14 protein-coding genes and 1 pseudogene are annotated in these 16,786 nt (G+C 55.2%); 10 read left to right on the plus strand and 5 right to left on the minus strand.

The window, feature by feature from the left end:
* Genes ACR0DK_RS05785 through ACR0DK_RS05795 form a run of 3 tightly spaced genes read left to right on the plus strand, consistent with a single transcriptional unit; the run spans window position 1 to window position 2,648 of the window.
* Window positions 1-843, plus strand: coding sequence for an amino acid ABC transporter permease (locus tag ACR0DK_RS05785; protein ID WP_170393841.1), 843 nt, complete (start codon window positions 1-3; stop codon window positions 841-843).
* Window positions 844-879: 36 nt separating this feature from the next.
* Entirely contained in the window at window positions 880-1,713 is an 834-nt protein-coding gene (locus ACR0DK_RS05790; protein ID WP_480735140.1) for a transporter substrate-binding domain-containing protein, read from the plus strand.
* Window positions 1,714-1,766: 53 nt separating this feature from the next.
* The gene (locus ACR0DK_RS05795) at window positions 1,767-2,648 is read left to right on the plus strand and encodes an amino acid ABC transporter permease (protein ID WP_170646825.1); all 882 of its coding nucleotides are present in this window, start codon (window positions 1,767-1,769) and stop codon (window positions 2,646-2,648) included.
* 7 nt (window positions 2,649-2,655) lie between these two features.
* Here ACR0DK_RS05795 and ACR0DK_RS05800 read toward each other — a convergent pair whose 3' ends face one another.
* The 3 genes from ACR0DK_RS05800 to ACR0DK_RS05810 form a co-directional block, all read right to left on the minus strand.
* On the minus strand, window positions 2,656-2,973 hold the full coding sequence (locus tag ACR0DK_RS05800; RefSeq protein ID WP_170663377.1) for a non-heme iron oxygenase ferredoxin subunit: 318 nt from the start codon (window positions 2,971-2,973) through the stop codon (window positions 2,656-2,658).
* 3 nt (window positions 2,974-2,976) lie between these two features.
* The gene (locus tag ACR0DK_RS05805; protein WP_170646827.1) at window positions 2,977-3,921 is read right to left on the minus strand and encodes a fatty acid desaturase family protein; all 945 of its coding nucleotides are present in this window, start codon (window positions 3,919-3,921) and stop codon (window positions 2,977-2,979) included.
* 154 nt (window positions 3,922-4,075) lie between these two features.
* On the minus strand, window positions 4,076-5,185 hold the full coding sequence (locus tag ACR0DK_RS05810; protein ID WP_480735144.1) for a hypothetical protein: 1,110 nt from the start codon (window positions 5,183-5,185) through the stop codon (window positions 4,076-4,078).
* A 71-nt stretch (window positions 5,186-5,256) separates the two neighbouring features.
* Between ACR0DK_RS05810 and ACR0DK_RS05815 the strand changes: the two genes are divergently transcribed.
* Together ACR0DK_RS05815 and ACR0DK_RS05820 are read left to right on the plus strand one after the other, a co-directional pair.
* On the plus strand, window positions 5,257-6,186 hold the full coding sequence (locus tag ACR0DK_RS05815; protein ID WP_170407021.1) for a LysR substrate-binding domain-containing protein: 930 nt from the start codon (window positions 5,257-5,259) through the stop codon (window positions 6,184-6,186).
* Between the two features lie 96 nt (window positions 6,187-6,282).
* A complete protein-coding gene (locus ACR0DK_RS05820; protein ID WP_480735145.1) occupies window positions 6,283-7,332 on the plus strand; it encodes an aromatic ring-hydroxylating dioxygenase subunit alpha in 1,050 nt (349 codons plus the stop codon).
* Window positions 7,333-7,366: 34 nt separating this feature from the next.
* Here ACR0DK_RS05820 and ACR0DK_RS05825 read toward each other — a convergent pair whose 3' ends face one another.
* Window positions 7,367-8,170, minus strand: coding sequence for a phytanoyl-CoA dioxygenase family protein (locus ACR0DK_RS05825; RefSeq protein ID WP_480735147.1), 804 nt, complete (start codon window positions 8,168-8,170; stop codon window positions 7,367-7,369).
* A gap of 273 nt (window positions 8,171-8,443) precedes the next feature.
* On the opposite strand from ACR0DK_RS05825, the gene ACR0DK_RS05830 reads away from it, so the two are divergent.
* From ACR0DK_RS05830 to ACR0DK_RS05850, 5 genes are all read left to right on the plus strand, one after another.
* Complete coding sequence (locus ACR0DK_RS05830; protein ID WP_480735149.1) at window positions 8,444-9,694, plus strand: FAD-dependent oxidoreductase; 1,251 nt, start codon at window positions 8,444-8,446, stop codon at window positions 9,692-9,694.
* A 14-nt stretch (window positions 9,695-9,708) separates the two neighbouring features.
* Window positions 9,709-9,966, plus strand: a complete 258-nt coding sequence (locus ACR0DK_RS05835; RefSeq protein WP_170393857.1) for a sarcosine oxidase subunit delta — start codon at window positions 9,709-9,711, stop codon at window positions 9,964-9,966.
* On the plus strand, window positions 9,953-12,823 hold the full coding sequence (locus tag ACR0DK_RS05840) for a 2Fe-2S iron-sulfur cluster-binding protein (protein WP_480735151.1): 2,871 nt from the start codon (window positions 9,953-9,955) through the stop codon (window positions 12,821-12,823). The genes ACR0DK_RS05835 and ACR0DK_RS05840 overlap by 14 nt, the downstream gene beginning before the upstream one ends.
* 1 nt (window position 12,824) lies before the next feature.
* The gene (locus ACR0DK_RS05845) at window positions 12,825-13,313 is read left to right on the plus strand and encodes a sarcosine oxidase subunit gamma (protein ID WP_480735153.1); all 489 of its coding nucleotides are present in this window, start codon (window positions 12,825-12,827) and stop codon (window positions 13,311-13,313) included.
* A 291-nt stretch (window positions 13,314-13,604) separates the two neighbouring features.
* The gene (locus tag ACR0DK_RS05850; protein ID WP_480735154.1) at window positions 13,605-16,397 is read left to right on the plus strand and encodes a bifunctional aconitate hydratase 2/2-methylisocitrate dehydratase; all 2,793 of its coding nucleotides are present in this window, start codon (window positions 13,605-13,607) and stop codon (window positions 16,395-16,397) included.
* 74 nt (window positions 16,398-16,471) lie between these two features.
* On the opposite strand, the pseudogene ACR0DK_RS05855 reads toward ACR0DK_RS05850, so the two are convergent.
* Window positions 16,472-16,781 (minus strand): annotated as a pseudogene (locus tag ACR0DK_RS05855) (transposase); the annotation flags it as partial.
* Between the last annotated feature and the right edge of the window lie 5 nt (window positions 16,782-16,786).

The following is a 16,786-nucleotide window of genomic DNA, read 5'->3' on the forward strand; positions in this document are numbered from 1 at the left end:
GTGACCGATCTGGGCATATCACAGGGACGCGGGCAAGCGCTGCCGAAGCCACCACTATACAAGCGGTTCTTTGGTTCGGTGTTAGTGTCCGTCGTGATCTATGCGGTTATTGTCGGGTTGATCGCCTACGGGTCATATGTTGGCGCGCAGGGTATGGGCTATAACTGGCAGTGGTATCGCGTGCCCCAATTCCTGTACCGCAACACCGAGATTGGGTTCGAGTGGGGCGAAATCCCCATCGGACTGGTTGCCACGATCAAGCTGTCAGTTACCTCGTTTCTGCTGGCCACAGCTATCGGGTTGCTAGTGGCGTTACTGCGCTTGTCCGGCTTGGTAGTTGGCACTGCTGTCGCGGTTGCCTACCTTGAACTGATCCGCAATATCCCGCTGCTGGTTCTGCTTTACCTGTTCTATTATGTCCTGGGTCCTATCTTTGGATTTGATCGATATACCGCCAGCATCCTGACTTTGGCGGTGTTTCATTCAGCCTTGATTTCAGAAATCCTACGGGCGGGGATCAACGCCATCCCATCTGGTCAGTGGGAGGCGGCCAAGTCTATCGGTATGACCCCCTATCAGACCTACAGATATATAATTCTGCCGCAATCTGTTCGCTTTATGCTACCGCCCATGACGGGCGAGGTCGTCCACCTGATCAAATCCTCGGCTATTGTCAGCGTCATTGCCGTGGCCGAACTCACCACCTTCGGGCGCAACATTATATCCGACACGTATATGAGTTTTGAAATCTGGTTCACTATCGCGCTGGTCTATCTGGTGGTGACCCTGATCCTGTCGATTGGCGTTAGCTATCTGGAGAAGAAATATGCCGTCGACCAATAACCACAAGAACTTAACCGGACAACAAGGAGAACCAAGATGAAGCTATCTCGCAGAATGCTCGGGGCGGCCCTGGGCGCGGTCGTGGCAACAGGCATGGCGACCTCAGGCTGGGCGCAAAGTGCGACTCAGGAACTGTCCCGCGAAAGTGTGATTGAAACGATCAAACAGGATGGAGTGATCCGGATTGGTCTGTCGCTGTTCGTGCCGTGGTCGATGCGCGACAAGAATGGTGATCTGATCGGGTTCGAACTGGATGTCGGTCGCAAGCTGGCCGAGGACATGGGTGTAGAGGTCGAGTTTGTACCGACCGCCTGGGATGGCATCATCCCGGCGCTCGTATCCGGCAATTTCGACGTGATCATCTCGGGCATGTCGGTGACTGCGCAGCGAAACTTGACGATCAACTTCACCGATCCTTATGCGTATTCGGGCCTGGCTATTATGGCTAACAAACAGTTGACCGATGGTATGTCTTTGGAAGATTTCAATAAACCTGAGGTCACCTTTGCCGCTCGTCGCGGTGCGACACCAGCTACGGTGATCGCGGAAAGCTTCCCCAACGCGACGCTGCTGTTGTTTGATGAAGACGGTGCATCAACGCAAGAAGTGCTGAACGGAAACGCGCATGCCTCAATGGCGGCCCAACCCACACCGAACCGCGAGGCCGGTCGTCATCCGGAAACTCTGACCGTTCCGTTCGATAACCTCTATGATCCGCGTGGCGAAGCGTTCGGAGTACGCAAGGGCGATCCGGACGCCATGAATTTTTTCAACAATTGGATCGCTCAGAACTGGCGGTCGGGTTGGTTGGAAGAGCGTCACAACTATTGGTTCGCAACTGAAGAGTGGGCAGACCAGGTTGCCCAATAACCAATTAGCCGGGGGCGGGTCAGCCGCCCTCGGGCCTGAAGCGGAGCGCCCAGGTGCCTGAATTTCTTAGAAAACTCAGATGGCCAGATTATCTGATCGTGGCGGTATTGATCGCCTTCTTCGGATATATCTGGCTGTCGATCGAAGGCACGCTGAACTATAAGTGGCGGTGGGAATTGATCCCCAGCTACATCGTCGGCTGGCATACTGGGCGAGAAGAGTATTTTGCCAATCTATTGCTGCAAGGCTTGGTGGCGACGGTTCGTATCAGCATCTATTCCGGCATTTTGGCGCTCATTCTGGGTACAATTCTGGGGATCGCGCGCTGTTCCGCGAACCTGACCATACGCATGCTGGCACGCACTTATCTTGAATTTCTGCGTAATGTGCCACCGGTTGTTGTTGTCTTTATTTTCTTTTTCTTCCTATCGCAGCAACTGATCGACGCACTGAACCTTGAACGCTGGGCGCGTGGAATTGCGCGGCAGGAAGACAACCAGATCTGGACATTTTTCTTTGGTGAGATGCGGCGCTTTCCGTCGCTTGTCTCAGGTGTCATCGTTCTGGCGCTGTTTGAAAGCGCATTTGTCGGCGAAATTGTCCGAGCAGGTATCCAGTCGATCCCGAAAGGTCAGCGCGAAGCTGCACGCTCGATCGGTATGAGCCGCATACAGGAATTGCGCTATGTCGTTCTCCCGCAGGCGATGAAAAAGGTTGTGCCACCGTTAGCGAACCAGTTCATCTCATTGATCAAGGACAGCTCAATCCTGTCGCTGATCTCGGTTCAGGAACTGACCTACAAGACCGTCGAACTAGTCGCCTCGTCTCGAATGATCTTCGAGGCATGGATCACAACGGCGGCATTCTACTTCGTTGTCTGTTTCGGTCTCAGCCGTATTTTCGCGCGGCTCGAAAAACGATCAGATAAGCGCTAGGTTCTGGTCACATACGGACCTGAACCATCCCGTCTATTATGCGCGTTTCGAATACGCGCATGGCTCGGGTCGCAGGTGCAGAAACAGGCTTGCCATCCCGAACGTCGAACGCGCCCTGATGCAAGGGGCATTCGATGACATGGCCGTCAAAATAACCATCGCAGAGATCTGCACCACCGTGATTGCACAATGCCAGTGAGGCGTAGACACCGCTGGGTGTGTCATATACCGCAATCAATCGTCGCCCGACTGAGACCCGCGTGACCCAGTTTTTTTCCAGTTTAGATGCCTCGATCAGATCGCGCCATGGTTTGTCTGCCTGCATCGCTCAGGTCCTCGCTTTGCGCTGCATGATCTGGCGCAGAATGTCGCGATGCGCGGCAAGATATCCGCCCTTTTCGACAAAGATATGATCCTTCAGCTTCTCATGCAGCCGGGGCAGGGCGTGGAATGGGACCGAGGCGACATAATGATGTTCAGCATGATAGTTCATATTCCAGCACAGAAAGGACATCGGTTTTGACACCAGATTGGTGCGTGTATTCTCTGACATCTGAGCCACGGTTGGCCGCCCAACATGTTCGGTCATGCGCACAAATCGCATCACGGGCTCGCCCAGAAACAATGGTATGATCCAGTACCAGATCAGGCCCCACCACCCGGTGATCGCCATAGCAACAAAGACAACCGCGTAGATGGCAAGCATACGACGCGCGTCCCAATAGACCGATTGGTGTTCTTCCTTGGGAATAAAGCGCAGTTCTGCCGCACTGAGTTTGCCAAATGCATGGCGAAACAGCTCGGTAAACTTGGCGCGCCAGTAGGGCAAGGCGGACAGATACAGAAGATACTCGCCAAGCGTTTTGGGTAGCGGGATCAGTTCGGGGTCTTCGCCAGTCAGTTGGGTATAGGTATGGTGATCGCAATGCTCATACCGAAAGAACCGATGCGGCAGGATAATGATCAGCCCGCAAATCTGGCCAACCAGATCATTCAGCCAACGGGTGCGAAACACAGTATAGTGCACACATTCATGTTGCAGTGAGAAATGGTGCACCAGAACGGTGCCTTGCAGGAACATCGCGGGCCAGATCAGCCAGCTGTTCCAGGCTAGAGTGATCAGCGTTGTCGTGCAGGCCAGAACCAGAAACCAAAGCGCCAAATGGCGCAATCCGGGCCCGTTCGAGCGTTGCATGAATCCTTTAAGCTCTTCGCGTGTCAGTTTTCCTTCGGCCAGAGCCTGAGTCAGCGGCGTGACGATAGCTTTTGACATGTGATTTCCATGATTTTGCCGGAGCGGGGGTCTTGCCCTCTGCGCATATTCCGGCACCGGAGACGGGAGTGCTCCGCACCATAGGGCCAACTCGAACAGACCCTATTATCTAAGAGTATTTCCACAGCTCGTGATTCGATCAAGCCGCTATTGATCAGCCAATTGCACGTAGACCGATATCCGGATCGGGATGGGCGAACAGGGCGGCCGCGCAAGGGTGCCGATCCAGGATTGATTGACCGCTAGGTAGCCGTTCGGCATGGAATGTACCGCGGTCCCAATAAGTTACGCCATCGATTTCGATGGAAGGATCAATAACGTTCCAGCTGATTTCTCCGGGCGCGTACGCCCCGCAGGTGTGGAAATGCAGGATGCGTGGATTTCCGAAAGCGGAGCCGCCCCAGCGTTCATAGTTTTCGCGCATATCCCAGGGGTAGCCACAGCCCGGATGGATACCTGCATGCCAAGAGTGCACGAAATTGCGATCAATTCCCAACTGATTGGCTACCCGGTCATAATGCGCCTCGGCCCGTGCGGCGTTGGCGGGATCGCCGTCAAAACGCTGCAGCCGCCCATTCTCCATCATCGCAAAGACGGGGCGGTCGAATTCGATGGTGTAGTCATCGTAATACTTCGACCCCGTTCCCGTCAGAAAACTGATGGCCACACGGCCCGAGAAACTGTGGGCAGGAACCGGGGTAAAGACTGACATCGGAAAGCGCAGGATCGAGGTGTCGCCCGAGGCTTGCAGGTTCATCACCGGCCGACCGCTTACATCAGTGCCCAACGGGCAAGTGATCCGCACCTCGCTGGCCGCGTCCAAGACCGCGTTGATATCGGCCTTAAGCTCCATGAACGCATCGTGGTGGCCGTTGGAGAAACCAGATCCCAGCATTTCTTTGGTTAAAGCGAAGCTAACGATGACTTTCTTACCCTGCGGCATGTCCGAGAACCGCAACTGATCCCCAAGACGGGCCAGAAATAGAATGATGTCTGCCGCTTCGAACCGGGCAAGCAGATCAGGCGATAATTGCGGATTGCCCGGATTGAAGCCCACATCAACCGTGTCGACCCCCAGCCCAAGTTGACAGGCCGCCTGACTGACAACATTCACGCTGTCGGCGTCGAAATATCCAAACTCTGCAGGTTCATAGGCAATCAGCAGCCTTTCACCCGCCGCCGCGCGGGCGCAATTGACCAGCAGATTGTAAGCGCCCCGCTCTGGCGTCATGTCGGACATCGACATCTCCTGATTACTTGACATTATCAACTTACGGCCTAAGGCCGCCGGCAATCCATTTGAAAGTGATAATGGCTGACATTAGGATGACTAATATGATCTTGAATCTGCCATACTCCGCGCTGCGAGCCTTTGAGGCAGTTGTACGCCATTCCGGCTTTTCACCCGCCGCCGAGGAACTGGGGGTCAGCCAAAGTGCCGTCAGCCAGCACGTCAGATCGCTTGAGGAATGGCTTGGGCGGGATTTGCTGGTGCGCGGTGCGCGGCAATCGCGACCTACCCGCGAAGGTGAGCAATTGGCGCAGGCAATCTCGGATGGGCTGGGCCGCATTTCAGATGTGTGTGCGCAACTTCGCGATCGAACGCGTGCGGACCGGACCATCGTGATTTCATGCTTGCCGGGGTTTGCATTCAACTGGCTGTTTCCAAGGCTTCTGCACTTTGATTTGGCCCACCCGGACCTGTCTATTTCGATCGCGACGGATACGGGATACTATCCGTTTTCCGGCGCAGATTCCGATATCGGCATTCGATATGGTCTTGGTGAATATCCCGGGTTTGAAGTGGATTTGCTTATGCGGGAAAGGCTGTTTCCCGTCTGCGCGCCCGCGCTGTTGCCTGAATTGAAGCGCATTGAAGATTTGTCACAGCACACACTGCTCGTAGATGAAAATCTGCACCATGGTACGTCCAGCCCAACATGGGAGTTCTGGGCGCGGCAAACCAATCTGACATTGCCGTCTGGAGTGCGCACGCGCCGATTGGGCCAATCAAACATGGTCATACAGGCAGCGATTGAGGGGCTGGGGGTGGCGCTTGGGCGCGAACCGCTGGTTATTGATGCGTTGTGCGATGGCCGTCTGGTGCGACCGTTTCAGCAACTGACTCAATCGCCACTTTCCTATTGGCTCGTCCGGCGCCCTGATAGCAAAGACAGCCAAAAAGTCAGCGAGTTCCTGAACTGGATCAAGGCCGAAGTTGCTTCGCAGCCCGATCTGCCCCCGTCGGTAATGCTGCCGAATTAGCTTGCCTTATATGTATCATTACAAATCCAGAATGGTGTATTGCACTGACGCTGCCATAATGGCGCTAAGCCAACTGATCAAATTGGAGAGCAAACCATGTACCTCAGAAATTGCTGGTATGTTGCCGCCTGGAGCAAGGATATCGGGCGCGAACTGAAGGCTGCGACATATCTGGGTGAGAACATTGTGCTCTATCGTCAGCAGGATGGGACGCCCGTTGCGCTTGAGAATGCCTGCCCGCATCGCAAGCTCCCGCTATCCGATGGCAATCTGAAAGGGGATCTGGTCGAATGCGGCTACCACGGGCTGACATTCGATTGTTGGGGCAAATGTACGGACAGCCCAACGCAGCGGGGGATGACGCCTCGGCGCGCGGTGGTGAAGTCTTATCCAGTTGCCGACCGCTATCGCCTGCTCTGGATCTGGATGGGCGATCCTGAACTGGCTGATCCGGACCTGATTTTCCCAATTGAAAACTTTGATGACACGAGCTGGGGCCTAACCGATGGCGGGGTGATGGATATCGATTGCCATTATCTTTGGGTTTGCGACAACCTGCTTGATCCCAGCCATGTGGCCTGGGTACATGTCTCGTCATTCGCCGGCGCGGGAACGGATGAAGAGCCTCTGGACGTCAAAAAGACAGATCGCGGCGTGATTGTCTCGCGCTGGATCGAAAACAAACCACCATCGCCTTACTATGCCAAACTGGTCTCGTTCGACGGCGATTGCGACCGTTTGCAGCATTACGAAATGTGCATGCCCGCAATCGGGCTGAATAAGTCCATCTATACTCCGGTTGGCACGGGTGGATATGACAAAGATCCTGTCGATGAGACATTCATCAACATCTCTTACAACTTCATGACGCCAATCAACGAGGATCAGACCAGGTATTTCTGGTTCCAGCATCGCAACTCTGATCCGGACAATGCCGAGGTTTCAAAGTTCATGAATGACGGTGCCCGGATGGCGTTTCTTGAAGACAAAGATGTGCTGGAAAAAGTGCACAAGGGCATGAAAAATGCTCAGACACCGCATATTGATCTGGGTTTGGATGCCGGGGCAAAAACATACCGACGCGTGCTCGACCGAGCGATCGAGGCCGAGGCCGCTGTGCCAGAGGGTGCAATTCGGCACGCCTGAAACCTGAACAGGGGCCAGTTCCCGGCCCCTTATCTTAGGTGTTGCTATAGATGACAGGGAAGCGCCCACCGGCAAAGGGAGCACCCGGTTTCAGGTCGTCATCATGCAGCCATTCAGTAACGCTATCGCGCGGTTCATAGGTGGCACCTTCAACGGCAAAACGTACCGCATATCCACGCCTGCGACGGGTCGAGGTGCGGTTGCCCATCGCCGAATGCACAGTCATTCCATCGAAGGCCAGGGCATCGCCAGGTTCCATCTGTTCATGATGGAATATGTCATATTTAGTGCGATCCGCCTCGAAATCGGGCATGTCGATATAGTCCGGGTTATCCTCTTCCAGATAGTGAAGAAACTTGCCAAGCTGGTCAGTTTTGAAAGGCCGGTATTTTGCGCCCCAAGCGTGCGAGCCACGGACAAATTCCAGCGCTCCATTGTCTGGGTCGACAGGATCAAGTGCGATCCACATTGTCATGATGGGACCGGCCACAGGCCAATAGGGCTGATCTGTATGCCAGCCGGTCTGGGTGCGTGTGCCAGGTTCTTTCACGAAAATTTGGTCATAGATCAACGAAGTCCAGGGGCTGCCCGCCACCTCGGCCACTCGCTTTCCAATATCTGAGTTCAGACAATAGTCCTGAAAGACACTCGGTTTTTCACGCATATTTTTATAGGCAAAATACCGGTCACCCTTTTTAACCTCTTCGTCCACGGCATCACGCAACTTGTTTAACCAATCGTCCCTGAGGATGTTTCTCAATAAAACGACGCCGTCGCGCGCATACGCTTGCTGAACAGTATCTGTATCCGGTGTGTTAATCATAGTTCTTCCATCCATAGCTTCCGCCTCATTTCCCGGCGGGTTTGAATTCAGGCGCAAAGCGCCACGGTCTGCATGGAGTCAGAGAGAGGGTGAACTGCGGCAGTTTATGATGAAGCAGGGCCAGCGGGATCGGGCCGACCATTTGCCAGCAAGATTCCGATGAAACTGTTCAATTTTGAAGGTCATGCGCCATGGTAGCCCCCGACCTTTGATTGCCCAAGCAGTTTTTGCGCAATGGTAAATATATTTATTGACGATATATTTTTTCTGATAAATATTGTGCTCGTTATGCAAAAATACTCGGCATTTTCACTCGCCCGTAACGCGATTTCTAGTCATAAGAACTGGTCCCGAGCCTGGCGGAGCCTGCCGCTCAAAGACCGGTACGAGGTGGTGGTGATCGGGGCAGGGGGTCACGGGCTGGCCACGGCTTATTATCTGGCCAAAGAGTTTGGCATAACCGACGTCGCCGTGCTGGAACGGGGCTGGTTGGGTGGCGGAAACATAGCGCGCAATACGGTTACGATCCGGTCAAATTACATGCGTGACGAGTCGATCCCGTTCTACGTCAAATCCGTCGAGATGTACGAAGGGCTGACGCATGAGTTGAACTTCAACATGATGCATTCCAAGCGCACCATGGTGGATGTGGTGCAGACCTGGCCCAAACTGCGAGAGTTGCGGCGTCGGCAGTTGATTATGGACATATATGGCTCGACCTATGAGCAGATCACCACAGACGAATTGCGCAAACGCATACCTGCTCTGACAGGTGGTGGGCCAGATGCGCGCCTGCCGATCATCTGCGGCATGGTCCACACGGATGCAGGTGTAAACCGGCATGATGCGGTGGCCTGGGGCTATGCCCGTGCGGCGGATGCGATGGGGGTCGAGATCCACCAGCAGACCGCCGTGCAAGCATTGATCCGTGGCGCTGATGGGTGCATCGAAGGTGTCGAGACCAATCGCGGCACCGTGCGGGCAAAAAAGGTTGTGGTGGCCGTATCGGGCCATACCACGACATTGACCGAGACAGCGGGGCTCAAGCTGCCATTGCGCACGATGAACCTGACGGCCTTTGTGTCCGAACCAGTGAAGCCCTTGGTGGATGTCATCGTAAATTGCCCGGACAGTGGGTTCTATTTCAGCCAGTCTGACAAGGGTGAGATGGTGATCGGCGGCGCTCCTGATATGGGGCAAAGCTTTCGTCGCGACATCAAGCAACATGTGTTCGAAGACACTGTGACCGCGATGCTATCGCTTTTCCCGAGCTTCAAGAAACTCAAACTAATGCGCCAATGGGGTGGGCATCTTGATATTGCCCATGATGCCTCGCCCATCATGGATCAGACTGACGTACCGGGGCTGTTCGTGACCGCTGGCTGGTGGGGCGGATACAAAGCCATTCCTGCGGGCGGACTGACGCTTGCGCATCTGGTCGCCAAAGGCGAGCCGCATCCGCTGATGGCCTCGTTCACTTTGGACCGCTTCCGCCATCTAGAGTTTGTGATGGAAGCCGGCACCACAACGGCGAGATAGGAAGGGACAGGATCATGATGCTCATCCCCTGCCCATTCTGTGGCAAGCGCAATGAAAGCGAGTTCGTCTATGGCGGCCCGGTCGGAGCTGCTCGACCCGATACCAACGCCGTCAGCGATGCTGATTGGGTCGAATACCTGACCATAACGCCCAACCCGATGGGGCCTGTGCAAGAGCGGTGGTGGCACGCACGGGGCTGCGGCGAGTGGCTGACAATCTGGCGGGATACCGTGACACATGACATTGTGGAGGTGCCCGATGGCTCAGATTAATCGCCGCGCGGTGGGTGGTCGTGTTGATCGAAGCCGCCTTCTGACGTTCCAGTTCAATGGGAAAACTTACGAAGGGTTCGAAGGGGACACTCTGGCCTCGGCCCTGCTGGCGAACGGGGTGCGAGTAACAGCCCGTAGTTTCAAGTACCACCGCCCACGCGGCATTGTCGGACACGGGCCTGAAGAGCCGGGAACCCTTGTGGAGCTGGAAGGCGAGGACGCCTCGGGCAACCGTCCAGCGACCACGGTTCCATTGCGCGAAGGGCTGAATGCACGCTCGGTCAATTGCTGGCCATCGCCCGAGTTTGATCTGGGCGGGATCAATCAATTGATTGGCCGTTTTATTCCTGCGGGCTTCTACTACAAAACTTTCAAATGGCCTAACTGGCATCTGTTTGAACCATACATCCGCAAGGCGGCGGGGCTGGCAGCAGCGCCTGCGCAACCGCCTTCATCGGGGCATTTCGAAGCGCGCTACGCTCATGCAGATGTCTTGATTGCAGGTGCAGGTCCCGCCGGCCTGCAAGCTGCACTTGAGGCTGGTCTGGCAGGCAAGCGAGTCTTCCTCGCAGACGAGGGAACCGAAGCGGGCGGCAGCCTCCTGAACCGCACCCTGACCATTGGCGGGCGTCCGGCGATGGATTGGGTAGGCGAAGCGGTTGAAGAACTAAGCCAAATGGCAAACGTCACCCATCTTCAGAACGCGACCGTATGGGCCTATCGCGAACACAACCTAGTGATCGTCAATGAACGCGAGCCGGATCAGGCCAGCATTCTAGAACGCAACTGGCGGGTCCGTGTTGCTGAGGTGGTGATTGCCACCGGGGCCACGGAACGGTCGATGGTGTTTGCCAATAATGACAGGCCGGGCGTCATGTTGGCCTCATCCGTGCAGGCCTATGTTAATCGTTGGGGCGTGACACCCGGTCAGAGTGTGGTTCTGTTCACCAACAACAACAGCGCTTACGCAGTGGCCGCCGATCTGGTCGCAGCTGAGGTAATGGTTAACGCGATCCTCGATAGCCGCGACACGGTTCCAAGGGAAGCTCTTGATCTGGTGTCGGGGATAACCGTCCATGCCGGAACAGTAGCCGCCGATATCCGAGGGTACAAAAGCATCCGTGCTGTCAAGGCCGTTCCCAAGTCCGGGGGCGCAGGCACCTGGATCGACTGCGACTTGCTGGCTCATTCCGGCGGTTGGAATCCGACGGTGCACCTGTGGTCTCAGTCCCGCAGCACACTTCGGTTTGATGAAGAACTCGCTGCGTTTTTGCCCGATCAACCGATTCAATCCTGTCGGGCCGTCGGCGCGGCGGCGGGGGATCTCACACTGGATCGGATCATCGATGACGGTTCAGAGCTGCCTTGTTCGATTGAACCGCTATGGCGCGTAAATGTGCCAGGGCAACGTGGAAAGGCATTCCTGGATATTCAGAACGATGTTGCGGTCAGCGATGTGCATCTGGCGCTGCGTGAAGGATATGACAACGTGGAACATGTCAAACGCTACACCACTGGCGGGATGGGCATAGATCAGGGCAAGACGGGCAATATCAACATTATTGGCACCGTTGCTCTGCAAAAGGGCGTTCTATTGCAAGATGTTGGCACGACGACATTCCGCTCTCCCTACACGCCGGTCTCATTCGGTGCGATTGGGGGGCTGCGTGAGGACTCGGTGTTGTTCCCCTACCGGCACACGCCGGTGACCCAATGGAACAAGGATTATGGCGCAGTGATGTATGAGGCTGGTGCCCGATGGCGCCGTCCGGGGTTTTTTCCCAAACCCGGTGAGGGCCTGCAAGAGGCGGTGAACCGGGAATGCCGCGCGGTGCGTGAAGGCGTTGGCGTATACGACGGTTCGCCGCTCGGCACGTTCGAGCTTAAAGGGCGCGATGCTCCGCGCTTTCTGGATTTTCTGTATTCGAACATCATGTCCAGCCTGAAGCCCGGCGATGGTCGCTATGGTCTTATGTTGTCGGATGACGGTCTGATCATAGATGACGGGGTGGCCTTTCGGCTGGATCAGCGCCGCTGGATGATCTCGACCTCAACGGGCCATGCAGACGCCGTCAACCAGCACATGGAAAAGCTGCTTCAGACCGAGTTTCCTGACTGGCAAGTCATGATCACAACTGTGACAAGCCAGTGGAACAACGCCACCATTTGTGGACCCCGCGCGCGCGATGTCATGCACGCGCTGTGTACGGATATCGATCTGTCGCCCGAGGCATTCCCCTTCATGTCGTTCCGGGACGGTACGGTTGCGGGGTTCCCTGCGCGGGTTGTGCGCGTCAGCTTCACCGGTGAGCTATCCTATGAGGTCAACGTTGCCCCACGCCACATGGCCGCCTTGTGGGACAAGGTGATGGAGGCTGGTGCACCCCTTGGTATCCTGCCTGTAGGATCGGAATCCAGCCATGTCTTGCGTGTGGAAAAAGGCTTTCTTTCGCTGGGGCACGAGGTCGATGGTACCGTGGACGCCTATGACCTGGGCATGGGCTGGGCAATGTCGAAGAAAAAGCCCGACTACCTAGGCAAGCGCTCGGTCCACTTGCGCCGTGAAGCGCTAGGGGAACGCCGGGAATTGGTCGGCATCTTGCCCGAAGACCCTGACAAGCAAGTGCCTGAAGGCGCGCCACTGACCCCCGAAGGTCGCAAAGAAGCGACCGAAGGATTGGTTACCGCCTGCGTCTGGAGCGTCGTCAACAATCGCTGGGTTGGCCTGGCGTTGCTGAAGAACGGGCAGGAGCGACACGGGCAAACCGCGCATGTTCGGCTGAAAGACGAGGTGATCCCGGTGACCATCACAAAGCCTGTATTCCATGACCCCGAGGGTCAGCGCCTGAGGTCCTGAGATGAGCTACGACGTCAAGATCGAACGCCAAACCCTGAATGCGCTGTTTGACCTCAAAGGGGATCCCGAGGTCGTTCAAAATTGGGCCGAGTTTTCTCTGCCAAGCCGCCCCAACACAAGGGCGATGCAGGAAGCGGTTGAGGTATATCACATTGGACGCAATCACTGGATTGTACGTGCTTCGCTGGAACTGGAAGAGGCACTGGAAGCACAGCTCAAACCAACGGATTGCCCTGCGGACATCAGTATAGTGCGGATATCGGACACCCTTGCCTTCTTTAGTGTCGCCGGACCCCAAGCAGCTGAAGTGATGGCTATTGCCTGCCCGCTTGATCTGCATGTCACTGCTTTTGATGAAGACGCAGTAACCTATTCCGAGTTGTTTGGCCTAAAAGCACTTGTGATGCGCTGCGAGGCTGGTTTTGAGTTTGCGGTTGAACAGAGTTTTGGCGACATGGTTCAGGATTATCTGACCCGAGCAACTGCCTGACGCAATTCGAAGCAGGGGCGGTTTACGCCTTATGGCTATTCATTACCTCGCCGGTCTATATGCATATCATCCGGGAACGGGGTTCAGATAAGGACATAGCGGACTTATCGAAAGTCATTGGCTGGCACAAAATCCTTTGTGAAGTGTTGCTTTTAGACGGGACATCGCGCCACAGGTGCAAGGCTTGCAAGTTCCGATCATTTAGTATACCGCCGCATACAATTAGGATCCTCGGGCGTTCATAACGTCTTTGAGCCCCTGCTAATCGAGCCACATATACCGGAACGAGCCATGAGCCTTTACACCAACTACCTCGACGAAATTGAAGCCCGCAAAGCGCAGGGTCTGCATCCGAAACCGATTGATGACGGCGCGCTTGTCAAAGAGCTTGTTACGCAGATCAAGGACGTCGATCATGCGCATCGTGCGGATTCTCTAAACTATTTCATCTATAATACGCTGCCCGGCACAACCAGCGCCGCTGGCGAGAAGGCACGTTTTTTGAAAGAGATCATTCAGGGCGAAGCGCTGGTTGACGAAATTTCAGTACCCTTTGCCTTTGAACTGCTGTCGCACATGAAAGGCGGTCCTTCGGTTGAGGTTCTTCTTGATCTGGCTTTGGGTGGTGATCCCGAGATCGCAGGGCAGGCGGCTGAAGCGCTGAAAACACAGGTATTCCTATATGAGGCTGATACGGATCGTTTGAAGGAGGCGTTTTCTGCCGGAAATCCGGTCGCACGCGACATTCTTGAAAGCTATGCACGGGCCGAGTTCTTCACCAAGCTGCCCGATATCGAGGAAGAGATCAAAGTTGTCACGTATATCGCTGCCGAGGGCGATATTTCGACTGACTTGCTGTCGCCGGGCAATCAGGCGCACTCGCGCTCTGATCGGGAGCTGCATGGCAAGTGCTTAATCTCGCAGCAAGCGCAAGACGAGATTCAAGAATTACAGCGCCAGCACCCAGATAAACGCGTAATGCTGATTGCTGAGAAAGGGACAATGGGAGTTGGCTCGTCCCGGATGTCGGGTGTCAACAACGTGGCGCTTTGGACCGGCAAGCAGGCCAGCCCATATGTGCCATTCGTAAACATTGCCCCGATCGTGGCCGGCACGAACGGTATCTCTCCGATCTTTCTGACCACCGTTGGTGTGACGGGCGGGATTGGTATCGACCTGAAAAACTGGGTCAAGAAAGTCGATTCCGAGGGGAATCCGATCCTCAACAATGACGACAGCCCTATCCTGGAGCAAAAGTACTCGGTCGAAACCGGGACAGTGCTCACGATCAATACGAAAGACAAAAAGCTTTATGATGCCGAAGGTGCCAAAGAGCTTGTTGATATTGCCTCGTCCTTCACTCCGCAAAAGCAGGAGTTCATGAAGGCTGGCGGATCCTACGCCATCGTGTTCGGCAAGAAGTTGCAAACATTTGCAGCACAGACACTGGGAGTCGAGCTGAAGTCGGCATTTGCGCCTTCGAAAGAGATCAGCCGAGATGGACAGGGCCTGACCGCGGTCGAAAAGATCTTTAACCGCAACGCTTTGGGAGTACTGGAAGGCACGGTCTTGCACGCCGGGTCGGACGTACGGGTCAAGGTCAACATCGTAGGATCGCAGGACACCACTGGCCTGATGACCTCGCAAGAGCTTGAGGCGATGGCGGCGACCGTGATTTCTCCAACCGTCGATGGTGCGTATCAGTCCGGTTGCCACACCGCCTCGGTCTGGGACAAGAAGGCGCAAGCCAACATCCCCAAACTGATGGCGTTTATGAACAATTTCGGCCTGATCACAGGGCGCGATCCCAAGGGTGAATATCACTCGATGACCGACGTGATCCACAAGGTTCTGAACGATATCACCGTGGATGATCGCGCCATCATCATTGGGGGCGACTCGCACACGCGCATGTCCAAAGGTGTGGCTTTCGGGGCGGATTCGGGCACCGTTGCCTTGGCACTGGCCACGGGCGAAGCAACCATGCCCATTCCGGAATCTGTGAAGGTGACGTTCGAAGGCAAAATGGCCGATCACATGGATTTCCGCGACGTGGTCCACGCGACACAGGCGCAGATGCTGAAGGCTTTCGGCGATAACGTGTTCCAAGGGCGTATTATCGAAGTTCATATCGGAACCCTGCTGGCGGATCAGGCTTTTACCTTCACCGACTGGACGGCCGAGATGAAGGCGAAGGCTTCGATCTGTATTTCCGAAGACGAGACCCTGATCGAGTCACTGGAAATCGCCAAAGGTCGGATTCAGATCATGATCGACAAGGGCATGGAGAATGAGGCGCGGACCCTGCAAGGCCTGATCGACAAAGCCGACGCACGTATAGCCGAGATCAGATCCGGCGCAGTTCCAGCCCTGAGGCCGGATGAAAATGCCGAGTATTTTGCCGAGCTGGTCGTTGATCTGGACGAGATCAACGAGCCCATGATCGCCGACCCTGATGTGAACAACGCGGATGTCTCCAAGCGTTATACGCACGATACGATCCGGCCTGTTTCCTACTACAAAGGGGAAAAGAAAGTGGATCTGGGATTTGTCGGATCTTGCATGGTCCACAAGGGTGATCTGATCATCGTATCGCAGATGCTTAAGAACCTTGAGAAGAAGGAGGGCAAGATTGAATTCAAGGCCCCTCTGGTCGTCGCGGCGCCAACCTACAACATAGTTGATGAGTTGAAGGAAGAAGGTGAGTGGAGCATTCTTCAGGAATATTCCGGTTTCGAATTCGACGATCTTTTCCCCAAGACATCAGCGCGAACCGAATACGAAAATACGCTGTATCTTGAGCGTCCGGGCTGCAACCTTTGCATGGGTAATCAGGAAAAGGCTGAGAAAGGTGATACTGTTCTGGCGACATCTACCCGCTTGTTCCAAGGGCGTGTTGTCGAGGACTCGGAAGATAAGAAAGGTGAATCCCTTCTGGCTTCCACACCGGTAGTTGTACTGTCTGCCATCCTCGGGCGAACTCCGAAAATCGAGGAATACAAGGCCGCTGTCGAAGGGATCGACCTGACCCGCTTTGCACCTCCGGTCGCCAAGCCCGCAAATTCCAATTCGGCACATTTCTGATTGGAAAAGGCCGGTCGCCGCTCAGGCGCACCGGCCTTATGCTGTCTAATAGAATCCATTCTGAATCGATAAGTCTAGCAATGCTTGTATTGCGGAATGAGATTTAGCCATTTCAGTAGGGTCATGATCCCCAACCAATAGAGACGGTTTCCGCGAGAGCGATGTCTGCGAGAAAGACCTTTGGGCAGCCTTCATAGCGCGTTGCGCCGCGTCTACAGCCCTTGAGCCGGCCGAACATGATTTCAACGCGGTTTTGCCGCTTGCATCTGCGTTTGTCGTATTTGAAGTTGTACTTTGTTGCTTTCGGCCTGGAATGCCAGCGCGTATCCCCTTGTCTTGTGAAGACTCCCTGAACTGGTTTGCATCAGAGCCGCGATCTGCGAGGTGAG

This window comes from Ruegeria sp. CE6 (assembly GCF_056537485.1).